Here is a 13,198-nt window from a genome sequence, read left to right on the forward strand (position 1 = left end):
TCACGACGGGCCTTTTTTGACGAAAGGTTGCTTATTCGCGGAACAGCGCTTCGATATTCAGACCTTGCCCCTGCAGGATTTCACGCAGGCGGCGCAGACCTTCAACCTGAATCTGACGAACACGTTCACGAGTCAGGCCAATTTCGCGGCCGACGTCTTCCAGTGTTGCAGCTTCATACCCCAGTAAACCGAAACGACGCGCCAGCACTTCACGCTGTTTGGCGTTCAGTTCGAACAGCCATTTGACGATGCTCTGTTTCATGTCATCGTCCTGCGTGGTGTCTTCCGGGCCGTTGTCTTTTTCATCGGCCAGGATGTCCAGCAGCGCTTTTTCGGAGTCGCCACCCAGCGGGGTGTCAACCGAGGTAATGCGCTCGTTGAGACGCAGCATACGGCTTACGTCATCAACCGGTTTGTCGAGTTGTTCGGCAATTTCTTCTGCACTTGGCTCGTGGTCCAGTTTATGGGACAACTCGCGCGCGGTGCGCAGATAAACGTTCAACTCTTTGACGATGTGAATCGGCAGGCGGATCGTACGGGTCTGGTTCATAATAGCCCGTTCGATGGTCTGACGAATCCACCAGGTCGCGTAGGTTGAGAAACGGAACCCGCGTTCCGGGTCAAACTTCTCAACTGCGCGGATGAGGCCTAAGTTGCCCTCTTCAATCAGATCCAGCAGAGCCAGACCACGATTACCGTAACGACGGGCAATTTTCACGACCAGGCGCAAGTTACTTTCAATCATGCGACGGCGCGAGGCAACATCACCACGCAAAGCACGACGTGCGAAATAGACTTCTTCTTCGGCCGTTAGCAGTGGGGAGTAACCAATCTCCCCAAGGTAAAGCTGAGTCGCGTCCAGTACACGCTGTGTGGCACCCTGCGATAACAGCTCTTCTTCAGCCAAATCGTTATCACTGGGTTCCTCTTCTACTAAGGCTTTTTCGTCAAAAGCCTCTACTCCGTTCTCATCAAATTCCGCGTCTTCATTTAAATCATGAACTTTCAGCGTATTCTGACTCATAAGGTGGCTCCTACCCGTGATCCCTGAACGAGACACCCTGGCTGGCATGCCCCGTCAAATTATCGCTGCGGCAAGTACTGCAGCGGGTTTACGGATTTCCCCTTGTAACGAATTTCAAAATGCAAGCGTGTAGAACTGGTTCCGGTGCTACCCATAGTAGCGATTTTTTGCCCCGCCTTAACTTCTTGTTGTTCCCGGACCAGCATTGTGTCGTTATGGGCGTAGGCACTCAGGTAATCATCGTTATGTTTGATGATAATAAGATTACCGTAACCACGCAGAGCGTTACCGGCATATACAACACGTCCATCTGCGGTCGCGATGATAGCCTGTCCCTTACTCCCTGCGATATCGATCCCTTTATTTCCACCTTCGGAGGAAGAGAAGTTTTCGATAACCTTACCGTCAGTTGGCCAGCGCCATGTAGAAATAGGCGAACTGGACGTCATACTGCTGGCAGTCGGTTCAGTAGAGCTAACCACAGGTGCCGTCACCGGTGCTGTGACAGCAGTCGCAGTCCCTTTATTATTCGGCAACATTTTGTTAGCAGTCTGATCACCTGAATCTTCAGAATACGTAATTACAGGTTGTGAAGCAACCACCGTGGTGGATTTTTGCGCAGGTTTAACGCTGTTATTTTGTGCCGTCACATCGGCCGCAGAAACGGTGTTGCCAGGCGTGAGTGGTGTGCCTGTAGCGTTGCCAACCTGAAGCGTTTGACCCACTTCCAGCCCATAAGGTGCCTGAACGTTGTTACGTTGGGCGAGATCACGGAAATCGTTCCCGGTGATCCACGCAATGTAGAACAGCGTATCGCCGCGCTTCACGGTATAGGTGCTGCCACCGGTATAACTGCCTTTCGGAATGTTCCCATACTGACGGTTATAGACAATGCGTCCATTTTGGGTCTGAACAGGCTGTTCCACTGGCTGAATCTGAGTCGGCTGCGTCATCGGACGCTGAACGGGCTGAATTGCCGGAGTTTGTTGTGCCGAAGTCGTACCCATTTTAGGCGGAGGTGTAATCAACATTCCGCTGGACGTGTTACCCGACCCGCTGTTTCCGCCGACGGAACTGACGGGCGCAGGTGCATTGTTAGAACTTGTACAGCCTGCCAGCCAGAGCGAAACCAGTGATAATGCCGCAACACGGCTGATGGTGAATTTAGGGCTTCCCGCGCTCATTTATCCCCCAGGAATGTGTTAACTACCAGTGACTTAAAATTTACCGTGATGACACGAATCTTTCGCGCCACACCATACGCTGAATTTGCCTTAATAACCCTGGATAATTCCGAGTCTCAGGCTAACTCCCCCTTTACCAGAGGCACAAAGCGCACGGCTTCCACGGTGTCGATAATAAACTCGCCGCCACGACGACGAACACGCTTCAAAAGCTGCTGCTCGTCCCCGACAGGCAAAACAAGAATGCCCCCCTCATCCAGCTGCGACAACAGGGCTGCAGGAATTTCAGGCGGGGCCGCCGTCACGATGATAGCGTCGAACGGGGCCCGAGCCTTCCAACCCTGCCATCCATCACCGTGTCGTGTCGAAACATTATGTAAATCAAGTTGTTTCAGGCGACGACGCGCCTGCCACTGCAAACCCTTAATACGCTCAACGGAGCACACATGATGAACCAGATGCGCCAGGATGGCGGTCTGATACCCCGAGCCGGTGCCAATTTCCAGCACACGGGAATCGGGTGTCAGCTCCAGAAGCTCCGTCATGCGCGCCACCATGTAGGGCTGCGAAATCGTCTGGCCCTGCCCGATAGGCAGCGCCACGTTTTCCCACGCTTTGTGTTCAAACGCCTCGTCTACAAATTTCTCACGCGGAACCTGAGCGAGCGCCTCAAGCACGTGCTCGTCGCGGATCCCCTGCGCGCGTAGTTGTTCCAGAAGAGTTTGTACACGTTTGTTTACCATTGCGCGTTCACTCCTGCGCGATCCAGCCAGCCCGACACCACATCATGCGCGCTATACGCGGTTAAATCTACGTGCAACGGGGTAACCGAAACATAGCCTTCATCCACGGCGGCAAAGTCGGTATCTGGACCCGCATCGCACTTATCACCGGGAGGACCGATCCAGTAAAGCGTATTACCGCGAGGATCCTGCTGCGGGATCACCTGATCGGCCGGATGTCGGCTTCCACATCGCGTGACACGTATGCCTTTAATTTCATTCAGAGGGAGGTCCGGCACGTTGATATTGAGGATGCGCCCGGTGCGCAGTGGCTCACGGCTGAGCGCGCGCAGGATCGAGCAGGTCACCACGGCTGCGGTGTCGTAATGTGTGTGACCGTTTAACGAGACCGCCAGGGCAGGGAACCCCAGATGTCGTCCTTCCATTGCGGCTGCCACGGTACCGGAGTAAATCACGTCATCGCCGAGATTTGGCCCGGCGTTAATACCGGAGACGACGATATCCGGGCGCGGGCGCATTAGCGCGTTCACGCCCAGAAATACGCAGTCTGTCGGCGTGCCCATCTGCACAGCAATATCGCCATTTTCAAAGGTAAAAGTGCGAAGCGATGACTCCAGCGTCAATGAGTTAGACGCTCCACTGCGGTTACGATCGGGGGCCACAACCTGCACATCCGCAAATTCGCGAAGGTGTTTCGCCAGGGTCTGAATGCCCGGCGCGTGGATCCCGTCATCGTTACTCAGCAATATTCGCATAATCACCCGAGGTGTTGATAAGTTCCCTGACCACACTGGTGGCAAAGCTACCTGCCGGCAGCCAGAAGCGTAACTCGACGGTTACGTCATCCCACCAGTTCCAGCTTAACTGCTGCGGATAGAGCAGCATCGCACGGCGTGCTGCTTCGACTTTTTCCCGCACCAGCAATGATTGTAATTCTTGTGCATTCGCCACGGCAGACTGCTCCGCAGCCTGCGCATCGCCCTGCGTTCCCCACTCGCCCGTACCGGGCAACGCGGCGGTAATCATCAGCGTTTTGGCATCCACGCGCGACTGAACATCGGCCATTTCTTCGGCCGTTGCCACAAACCAGCTTCCGCGTCCCGCTAATTGTAGCGCATCGCCAACAACAACTTGATTCGCGTCCGGTTTTTTCAGCCTTTCGCTCACAATCTGATTAAACAACGCACTACGCGCCGCAGACAACCAAAAACTGCGTTTATTCCTGTCACGGACGGGCGCATCACTTTGTGCCCAGCGCAACGCGCCTTGCAGGTTGCTGCCGCCAATACCAAAGCGCTGGGCGCCAAAGTAGTTCGGTACGCCATGGGCGTTGATAGCAGCCAAACGCTTCTCGACGTCGTCACGGTTTGTGATTTCGCGTAGCACCAGCGTAAAGTCGTTACCTTTCAATGCACCCAGACGCAATTTGCGTTTATGCCGGGCGTACTCCAGTACCTTACAACCTTCAAGCTCAAATTTGCTTAAATCAGGCATCGTATTGCCGGGAACGCGTGCGCAGAGCCACTGTTCAGTGACGGCGTGTTTATCTTTCTGCCCGGCAAAGCTCACTTCACGAGCATGAATTTTGAGGAATTTTGCCAGCGCATCGGCCACAAAGCGGGTATTGCAGCCATTTTTCAGAATGCGCACGAGGATATGCTCACCTTCGCCATCGGGGGCGAACCCCAGATCCTCGACCACGAGAAAGTCTTCAGGGCTGGCTTTCAGCACTCCGTTCCCCTGCGGTTTACCGTGCAGGTATGTCAGGTTATCGAAGTCTGTCATGCGTTCGCCTTCACCAGCAGCGCCACGGCTTCACAGGCAATCCCTTCGCCACGGCCGGTAAAACCCAGTTTCTCCGTGGTGGTTGCTTTGACATTCACGTCATCCATATGGCAACCCAGATCTTCAGCAATAAACACGCGCATCTGAGGAATGTGCGGCAACATTTTTGGTGCCTGAGCGATGATCGTCACATCGACGTTGCCCAGGGTGTAACCTTTGGCCTGAATTCGACGCCAGGCTTCACGCAGCAACGCACGGCTATCCGCACCTTTGAAGGCCGGATCCGTGTCAGGAAAGAGCTTACCGATATCACCCAGCGCAGCAGCACCGAGCAATGCATCGGTTAAAGCATGTAATGCCACGTCGCCATCAGAATGCGCCAGCAGCCCTTTTTCATAAGGAATACGTACGCCGCCAATGATAATTGGGCCTTCTCCGCCAAAGGCGTGTACATCAAAACCGTGTCCAATTCGCATTATGCCTTCTCCTGATGGGTCGAACGGGTAAGATAAAATTCCGCGAGCTGTAAATCTTCAGGGCGCGTCACTTTTATATTATCAGCGCGTCCTTCAACAAGCTCAGGGTGAAAACCGCAATACTCCAGCGCTGAGGCTTCGTCCGTGATGGTCGCACCTTCTTTAAGCGCACGCGTTAAGCAGTCATGGAGTAATTCGCGGGGGAAAAACTGTGGCGTCAGCGCGTGCCATAAATCGACGCGATCAACGGTGTGAGCGATAGCCTGTTTACCCGTCTCAGCGCGTTTCATGGTGTCACGCACCGGTGCGGCCAAAATGCCGCCTGTGTGGCTGGTTTCACTCAACGCCAGCAGGCGCGCGAGATCGTCCTGATGCAGGCATGGACGCGCGGCATCATGCACCAGCACCCACCGGGCATCCCCGGCAGCCCGAATGCCCGCCAGCACAGAATCGGCGCGCTCGGCACCGCCATCGACAACGGTAATCTGCGGATGATTTGCCAGTGGTAACTGCGCGAAGCGCGCATCGCCCGGGCTGATAGCGATGATCACCCGCGTTACCCGTGGATGCGCCAGCAGCGTGGCCACAGCATGCTCGAGGATCGTTTTATCGCCAATTGAGAGGTATTGCTTGGGACATTCTGTCTGCATGCGCCGGCCAAAACCTGCGGCCGGCACCACGGCGCATACGTCCGAAAAAGTTACTGCCATGTCGTAATCCTGGGCCTGATTATCGATTGTTTTGTGCTGAGCCCTGATTGCGTTTAGACGCATCCGGAACCAGACGATAAAAAGTTTCGCCCGGCTTAGTCATACTGAGTTCATTGCGTGCGCGTTCCTCAATCGCCTCTTGCCCGCCATTGAGGTCATCAATTTCAGCAAAGAGTTGATCGTTTCGCGCCTTAAGTTTGGCGTTTGTTGCCTGCTGAGCCGCAACGTCATCGCTCACCCGGCTATAGTCGTGCAGCCCGTTTTTACCGAACCACAGCGAGTATTGCAGCCAGATCAGCAAAGCCAGCAACAGCAGCGTTAGTTTACCCATCCTGCCCCCTGAAAAACGGCATCATCATCCCAAAACGCCCCAGGGCACTACGCCGGGGGTACAGAGATGCCGCAACATCGCGGGCAAATGTACCACATTTTTTCCGCAGAATCGCCCTGCACAATATCGTCACACAGTTGGTTACGGTTTGAATTATGGCTGAAGTTAGCCCATGAGCCACAAAAATAACAGTCCAAACATCAGGACCACCGTCACAATCGTGACCGCGGCACTGTAAAGGAGTTTGCCATTGAGTAGCGAATGCAGCGCAATGCCGACGACAACCGCCACGGGCATCAGCGCCAGGAAGAATGGCCAGGTATAGAGGAAGAAGAACAGCGTATTACCGCCGTAAATGAGAAACGGAATACCCAGCGCCAGCAACCACGAGACGAAGCCGACGATGGCCCCAGGAAATGACCAGGTCGTCTCGTCGTCGGTTGCTATCGGCTCCGACCCGGCGGTAATAATGTAGTTTTCACTGTTGCGCATAGCTAATCCTGTGACCATGACTCATCGCTCGGGTGAAAAACGTCCGAACGATACCGTCTCAGGATCTGATAATATCGTCCCGTCTGAGGAGGTCTAATAATTGGCTTACTAAATTTGTTACCAATTGTTGGCCTTCCAGGTGAATTTCAGGCGATTCAGGCGCTTCGTATACCGAGTCTATTCCGGTGAAATTTCGCAGTTCACCCGCACGCGCTTTTTTATACAGCCCTTTCGGATCGCGTGCTTCGCAAATCTCCAGCGGAGTATCGACAAACACTTCGATAAAGCGATTGTGGCCAACGCGTTCACGCACCATCTGGCGCTCTGCCCGGTGCGGAGAGATAAACGCAGTAAGAACCACCAGCCCGGCATCCGCCATCAGGCTCGCCACTTCCCCTACCCGACGGATATTCTCTTTACGATCTTCATCGCTGAAGCCTAAATCGCTGCACAGACCGTGACGCACGTTGTCGCCATCCAGCAGGTACGTGCTTACGCCCTGCTGATACAGCGCCTCTTCCAGCGCGCCCGCTACTGTGGATTTACCGGAGCCCGACAGACCGGTAAACCACAGCACAACCCCACGGTGACCGTGGAGTTGCTCACGCTGAGCGACAGTGACCGGATGAGGATGCCAGACGACGTTCTCATCATGGGCGGCCATTACTTGCCTCCCAGCAGATCGCGCGCACCCCAGTGCGGGAAGTGTTTACGCACCAGCGCGTTCAGTTCAAGTTCGAAGGCGCTGAACTCAGACGCCACGGCGGCCTGTTCGTTAGGCTCGCGCACCATCCCGGCACCCACGGTGACGTTAGTCAGACGGTCGATAAAGATCAGCCCACCCGTGACCGGGTTTTGCTGATACGGATCCAGCACCAGTGGCTCGTCGAAGGTCAGATCGACCAGGCCGATGCCGTTCAGCGGCAACTCAGCGACCTCACGCTGGGTCAGGTTGTTGATATCGACCTGGAACTGAATACCGTCCACGCGAGCACGGGTTTTCTTGCCCGCAATTTTAATGTCGTAGCTCTGTCCAGCCGTCAGCGGCTGTTCGGCCATCCACACCACATCCACGGACGCGCCCTGTACCGCCGTCAGCGTTTCGTGCGCATCCACCAGCAGGTCACCGCGGCTGATATCAATCTCATCTTTCAGCACCAGCGTCACCGCTTCACCGGCTCCCGCCTCCGGCAAGTCACCGTCAAAAGTGACAATACGGGCAATAGACGATTCCACGCCAGATGGCAGCACTTTGACGCGCTGACCCACTTTCACAAAACCAGATGCGATAGTGCCGGAGAAACCGCGGAAATCGAGATTCGGACGATTCACGTACTGCACCGGGAAGCGCATCGGTTGGGTATCAACCACGCGCTGAATTTCGACAGTTTCCAGTACTTCCAGTAGCGTCGGGCCGCTGTACCACGGCATGTTCGTGCTCTGGGACGCGACGTTGTCGCCTTCCAGCGCCGAGAGCGGCACAAAGCGAATGTCCAGGTTACCTGGCAGTTGTTCGGCAAAGGTCAGGTAGCTCTGGCGGATCTCATCGAATTTTTCTTCGCTGAAATTCAACAGATCCATTTTATTGATCGCCACGACCAGGTGCTTGATCCCCAGCAGCGTGGAAATAAAGCTGTGGCGACGGGTTTGATCGAGCACGCCTTTACGGGCGTCGATCAACAGGATCGCCAGATCGCAGGTGGAGGCGCCTGTCGCCATGTTACGGGTGTACTGCTCGTGCCCCGGGGTGTCGGCGATAATAAATTTGCGCTTCTCGGTGGAGAAATAACGATAAGCCACATCAATGGTGATGCCCTGCTCGCGCTCCGCCTGCAGGCCATCCACCAGCAGCGCCAGATCGAGTTTTTCACCCTGGGTGCCGTGACGTTTGCTGTCGTTATGCAGGGAAGAGAGCTGATCTTCATAAATCTGACGCGTGTCATGCAGCAGGCGGCCAATCAGAGTACTTTTCCCGTCATCCACACTGCCGCAGGTCAGGAAGCGCAGCAGGCTTTTGTGTTGTTGCGCGTGCAGATAAGCTTCTACGCCGCCTTCTTTGGCAATTTGTTGAGCAATGGTCGTGTTCATGGCGGCTCCTTAGAAATAACCCTGACGTTTCTTCAGCTCCATGGAGCCTGCCTGGTCGCGGTCAATCACGCGCCCCTGTCGCTCACTGGTGGTCGACACCAGCATCTCTTCGATGATCTCCGGCAGCGTCTGCGCACTGGATTCCACCGCACCGGTCAATGGCCAGCAACCGAGGGTACGGAAACGCACCATCTGTTTTTTGATCACTTCACCGGGCTGCAAGTCGATGCGATCGTCGTCGATCATCATCAGCATCCCGTCGCGCTCCAGTACCGGACGCTCAGCAGCCAGATACAGCGGAACGATCTCGATATTTTCCAGATAGATGTACTGCCAGATATCCAGCTCGGTCCAGTTGGAGAGCGGGAAGACGCGAATGCTTTCGCCTTTGTTGATCTGGCCGTTGTAGTTGTGCCACAGCTCCGGGCGCTGGTTTTTTGGGTCCCAGCGGTGGAAGCGGTCACGGAAAGAGTAGATACGCTCTTTCGCACGGGATTTTTCCTCATCACGACGCGCACCACCGAAGGCCGCATCAAAACCGTATTTATTCAGCGCCTGCTTCAGTCCTTCGGTTTTCATGATGTCAGTGTGTTTGGCGCTGCCGTGCACGAACGGGTTAATGCCCATCGCTACGCCTTCCGGGTTTTTATGCACCAGTAGCTCGCAGCCGTAGGCTTTGGCGGTACGGTCGCGGAATTCGTACATTTCGCGGAATTTCCAGCCGGTATCCACATGCAGCAACGGGAACGGCAGCGTACCCGGATAAAACGCTTTACGCGCCAGATGCAGCATGACGCTGGAATCTTTACCGATGGAGTACATCATCACCGGGTTAGAAAACTCGGCGGCCACTTCGCGGATAATATGGATACTTTCCGCTTCGAGCTGCCGCAGGTGAGTAAGACGTTTTTGGTCCATAACCGTTCCTTAAGACAAATTTATAACAGAAGAACCAAAGCCTTCTGTGTCGGTTGTGTGCTGAAACCAGGCGAGTGTGCTGTGCAGCTGCACCACTTCCCCCACCACGATCAGGGCGGGCATAGGGGCGTCTTTCGCCAGGGTTGCAAGATGTTCCAGCGTGCCCGTCACAACGTGCTGATCGATGCGCGTGCCGCGAGAAATGACGGCAACGGGCGTTGTCGCCTCGCGACCGTGCTGAATGAGTTGTTCGCTGATGTCCGCCGCCTTCATCGTGCCCATATAGATAGCCAACGTCTGTCGGCTTTGAGCGAGGTGAGACCAATCGAACGGCGTGCTGTCCGCCTTGTAATGCCCCGTCACAAAGGTGACGCTCTGGGCGTAATCGCGGTGGGTCAGCGGGATACCGGCATAAGCCGTTACCGCAGAAGCCGCCGTGATGCCGGGAACCACCTGGAACGGCACCCCCGCTTCGGCTGCTGCCTGCAATTCTTCGCCGCCACGACCGAATATGAACGGGTCGCCCCCTTTCAGGCGAACCACGGTTTTGCCCGCTTTGGCGGCCGCAACCAACATTTGGTTGGTGTCGTGCTGCGGAACAGAGTGCTCCCCTGCTCGTTTTCCAACGCAGATTTGTTCTGCATCGCGGCGAATCAGTTCGCGCACGCCGTCGGTCACCAGATGGTCATAGAACACCACGTCCGCATCCTGGAGTACCTGTAAACCACGCAGGGTCAGCAGCCCCGCATCACCCGGTCCGGCCCCTACCAGAATGATCTCCCCGCTCGTACTGCCAGGGTTATCCAGTTCGTCTTCGAGGATTTTCTGTGCCGCCCTCTCATTACCAGCCTGCATCAGGCTGGCAAAGCGGCCGCGAAACACGCGTTCCCAGAAGCGACGACGTTCCGTCACGCTGGTCAGTCGGGTTTTCAGATGATTGCGCCAGTAGCTCGCTTTCTCCGCCATCCGGCCGAGGCTGGTCGGCAACAGCGCTTCGATTTTTTCCCGCAATACACGCGCCAGTACCGGTGCGGTACCGCCGGAGGAGATAGCGACCAGCAGCGGCGAGCGATCAACAATCGACGGGAAGATAAAGGAACATAAAGGCTGATCGTCCACCACGTTCACCAGACGATAACGCGCCTGGGCTGCGTCAGAGATCCGCTGGTTAAGTTCGCGATCTTCGGTCGCCGCAATCACCAGCACCACGCTGTCGATTTGTGCTTCGTCGAAATCCGCCTCTGCAACGACCTGCACCAGCGCCCCTGCGCGCTGCAGAAATACGATTTTGCGATCGGCAATCTCACCCGTGCCAACAACCAGCACCGGCTTATCTTTAATCGCGGCAAATAAGGGCAGATAGTCCACAGCAGCAACTCACTAACAACGAGGAATAAAGGGACTATAGGGGGCGGCTTAGACCGAATGAAATTACGAATTGGAATGAGTAGTTACTCAATGGAATAACGCCATGAAAAAGCAAATATCAAAAAGTGCTTAACACGCGAAATTTCGGGCATTTAAGAGCAATTCAAATTGTGTATGGACGATCACAGTTTCATACTAGGCGGGTTAAAATTTTGCTCTGTTTTTTAAGGACTCACTATGTTTTCCGCAACGCGCCACCGTATCGCTGCCCTGGCGCTCGGCGTTTGCTTCATCCTTCCGGCTCAGGCAAAAAATCAACCGTATGGTGAAATCGCGAATACGCAGGCGCGACATATTGCCACCGTATTTCCTGGCCGCATGACGGGTTCCCCCGCGGAAATGCTCTCCGCCGACTATATACGTCAGCAGTTTGCCGAAATGGGTTACCAGAGCGATATCCGCACGTTTCACAGCCGCTATATCTATACCTCACGCAATAAAACCAAAAACTGGCATAACGTGACGGGCAGTACGGTTATTGCGGCTCACGAAGGTAGCGCGGATGAGCAGATCATTATTATGGCGCACCTCGATACCTACGCCCCAATGAGCGACACCGATACCGATAACAATCTCGGGGGTCTGACGCTACAGGGTATGGATGATAACGCCGCGGGTCTGGGCGTGATGCTCGAACTGGCAGAACGAATGAAGGATATACCGACTAAATACGGGATTCGTTTCATTGCCACCAGTGGTGAAGAAGAGGGCAAACTCGGCGCTGAGAATCTCCTGAAGCGCATGAGCGCCAAAGAGAAGAAAAATACCCTGCTGGTGATCAATCTCGATAACCTGATCGTCGGCGATAAGCTCTATTTCAACAGCGGACAAAGTACGCCGGGTACCGTGCGAAAATTGACGCGTGACCGGGCACTGGCGATTGCCCGCAGCCATGGGGTCTATGCCACCAGTAACCCAGGCGGCAATCCTGCTTATCCACGAGGGACGGGCTGCTGTAACGATGGTGAGGTGTTCGATAAAGCGGGTATTCCGGTGCTGTATGTGGAAGCAACAAACTGGGCACTGGGGAAGAAAGATGGCTATCAGCAGCGGGCCAAATCGAAAGCCTTCCCGGACGGGATTAGCTGGCATAACGTGATGCTGGATAATCAGCAACACATTGATAGCGCACTACCGCAGCGGATTGAACACCGCAGCCGGGATGTGGTGAAAGTGATGCTCCCGCTGGTGAAGGAGCTGGCGAAAACGAATAAGGCTTAGTGCGGCCTGATGCCCTCACCTCACCCTCTCCCGTTGGGAGAGGGTGGAGATGGGATCACCCTTCGTGCAACCCGCACTCGCGCTTGAGGCCAAAGAATCGCGTCTCTTCTTCTGCCATTCCCGGTTCCCATTTACGCGTGGTGTGGGTATCCCCCACTGACAGGTAACCCTGATCCCACAGCGGATGGTATTTCAACCCGTGCTTTTGCAGGTACTGATACACCGTCCGGTTATCCCAGTCGATGATCGGCAGCACTTTGAACACCCCACGCTGAACCGCCAGCACGGGTAGCGTGGCGCGACTGCCGGACTGCTCGCGGCGTAGTCCTGCAAACCAGGTCTGTGCATTAAGCTCTTTCAGCGCCCGGTTCATCGGCTCAACTTTGTTGATCTCATTGTATTTCTCAATGCCCTCAACGCCCTGCTCCCAGAGTTTACCGTAGCGCGCCTCCTGCCAGGCCGCGCTTTCCGTCGCGCGGTAAACTTTCAGGTTCAGCTTGAGCTTGTCCGTCAGCTCGTCAATAAACTGGTAGGTTTCCGGGAACAGGTAGCCGGTATCGGTGAGGATCACCGGAATGTCCGGACGAATTTGATTCACCAGATGCAAACTGACCGCCGCCTGAATACCAAAGCTCGACGAAAGCACATAGTCACCCGGCAGGTTTTCCAGCGCCCATACCACACGCCCTTCGGCGTCCAGCTTTTCCAGGTGGGCGTTGGTTTCTGCGAGCGCCAGAATGCGTTCGACTTTTGGCAGATCGTTCAGGGCGTTTAGATCGAGTACGGACATAATCACCT

General features: G+C 55.2%; 15 protein-coding genes. 1 reads left to right on the top strand and 14 read right to left on the bottom strand.

Annotated features, from left to right (window positions below; all coding sequences use genetic code 11):
* Positions 1-31: 31 nt before the first annotated feature.
* The 13 genes from rpoS to cysG all read right to left on the bottom strand — a co-directional run bounded on the left by rpoS (position 32) and on the right by cysG (position 11,119).
* Positions 32-1,024: an RNA polymerase sigma factor RpoS gene (gene rpoS, locus WB237_RS16190; protein WP_008499600.1), complete on the bottom strand. Its 993-nt coding sequence runs from the start codon at positions 1,022-1,024 to the stop codon at positions 32-34.
* A 59-nt stretch (positions 1,025-1,083) separates the two neighbouring features.
* Positions 1,084-2,208 carry a murein hydrolase activator NlpD gene (nlpD, locus tag WB237_RS16195; protein WP_336214577.1) on the bottom strand — a complete coding sequence of 375 codons (1,125 nt, stop codon included), beginning with the start codon at positions 2,206-2,208 and terminating at the stop codon, positions 1,084-1,086.
* A 116-nt stretch (positions 2,209-2,324) separates the two neighbouring features.
* A complete protein-coding gene (locus WB237_RS16200; RefSeq protein ID WP_023333224.1) occupies positions 2,325-2,951 on the bottom strand; it encodes a protein-L-isoaspartate(D-aspartate) O-methyltransferase in 627 nt (208 codons plus the stop codon).
* On the bottom strand, positions 2,945-3,706 hold the full coding sequence (gene surE / locus WB237_RS16205) for a 5'/3'-nucleotidase SurE (RefSeq protein WP_028016860.1): 762 nt from the start codon (positions 3,704-3,706) through the stop codon (positions 2,945-2,947). The genes WB237_RS16200 and surE overlap by 7 nt, the downstream gene beginning before the upstream one ends.
* Entirely contained in the window at positions 3,687-4,736 is a 1,050-nt protein-coding gene (gene truD / locus WB237_RS16210; protein ID WP_336214581.1) for a tRNA pseudouridine(13) synthase TruD, read from the bottom strand. The genes surE and truD overlap by 20 nt, the downstream gene beginning before the upstream one ends.
* Positions 4,733-5,212 carry a 2-C-methyl-D-erythritol 2,4-cyclodiphosphate synthase gene (gene ispF, locus WB237_RS16215; protein ID WP_114978621.1) on the bottom strand — a complete coding sequence of 160 codons (480 nt, stop codon included), beginning with the start codon at positions 5,210-5,212 and terminating at the stop codon, positions 4,733-4,735. The genes truD and ispF overlap by 4 nt, the downstream gene beginning before the upstream one ends.
* The gene (gene ispD, locus WB237_RS16220; RefSeq protein ID WP_336214584.1) at positions 5,212-5,922 is read right to left on the bottom strand and encodes a 2-C-methyl-D-erythritol 4-phosphate cytidylyltransferase; all 711 of its coding nucleotides are present in this window, start codon (positions 5,920-5,922) and stop codon (positions 5,212-5,214) included. Before ispD ends, ispF begins: the two co-directional genes overlap by 1 nt.
* Positions 5,923-5,941: 19 nt before the next feature.
* On the bottom strand, positions 5,942-6,253 hold the full coding sequence (gene ftsB, locus WB237_RS16225; protein ID WP_008499609.1) for a cell division protein FtsB: 312 nt from the start codon (positions 6,251-6,253) through the stop codon (positions 5,942-5,944).
* Positions 6,254-6,418: 165 nt separating this feature from the next.
* Positions 6,419-6,745, bottom strand: a complete 327-nt coding sequence (locus tag WB237_RS16230) for a DUF3561 family protein (RefSeq protein ID WP_336214586.1) — start codon at positions 6,743-6,745, stop codon at positions 6,419-6,421.
* 58 nt (positions 6,746-6,803) lie between these two features.
* Positions 6,804-7,409 carry an adenylyl-sulfate kinase gene (gene cysC / locus WB237_RS16235; RefSeq protein ID WP_129995081.1) on the bottom strand — a complete coding sequence of 202 codons (606 nt, stop codon included), beginning with the start codon at positions 7,407-7,409 and terminating at the stop codon, positions 6,804-6,806.
* Positions 7,409-8,833, bottom strand: coding sequence for a sulfate adenylyltransferase subunit CysN (gene cysN / locus WB237_RS16240; protein WP_336214589.1), 1,425 nt, complete (start codon positions 8,831-8,833; stop codon positions 7,409-7,411). The genes cysC and cysN overlap by 1 nt, the downstream gene beginning before the upstream one ends.
* Positions 8,834-8,842: 9 nt before the next feature.
* The gene (gene cysD, locus WB237_RS16245; RefSeq protein ID WP_006811770.1) at positions 8,843-9,751 is read right to left on the bottom strand and encodes a sulfate adenylyltransferase subunit CysD; all 909 of its coding nucleotides are present in this window, start codon (positions 9,749-9,751) and stop codon (positions 8,843-8,845) included.
* Between the two features lie 9 nt (positions 9,752-9,760).
* Positions 9,761-11,119, bottom strand: a complete 1,359-nt coding sequence (gene cysG / locus WB237_RS16250) for a siroheme synthase CysG (protein ID WP_442892514.1) — start codon at positions 11,117-11,119, stop codon at positions 9,761-9,763.
* 237 nt (positions 11,120-11,356) lie between these two features.
* Between cysG and WB237_RS16255 the strand changes: the two genes are divergently transcribed.
* Positions 11,357-12,400, top strand: coding sequence for an aminopeptidase (locus WB237_RS16255; protein WP_336214591.1), 1,044 nt, complete (start codon positions 11,357-11,359; stop codon positions 12,398-12,400).
* A gap of 55 nt (positions 12,401-12,455) precedes the next feature.
* On the opposite strand, the gene cysH is transcribed toward WB237_RS16255, so the two are convergent.
* On the bottom strand, positions 12,456-13,190 hold the full coding sequence (gene cysH / locus WB237_RS16260) for a phosphoadenosine phosphosulfate reductase (RefSeq protein WP_049007376.1): 735 nt from the start codon (positions 13,188-13,190) through the stop codon (positions 12,456-12,458).
* Positions 13,191-13,198: the final 8 nt, after the last annotated feature.

This window comes from Enterobacter sp. P82 (genome assembly GCF_037053385.1).
Taxonomy (GTDB): Bacteria; Pseudomonadota; Gammaproteobacteria; order Enterobacterales; family Enterobacteriaceae; genus Enterobacter.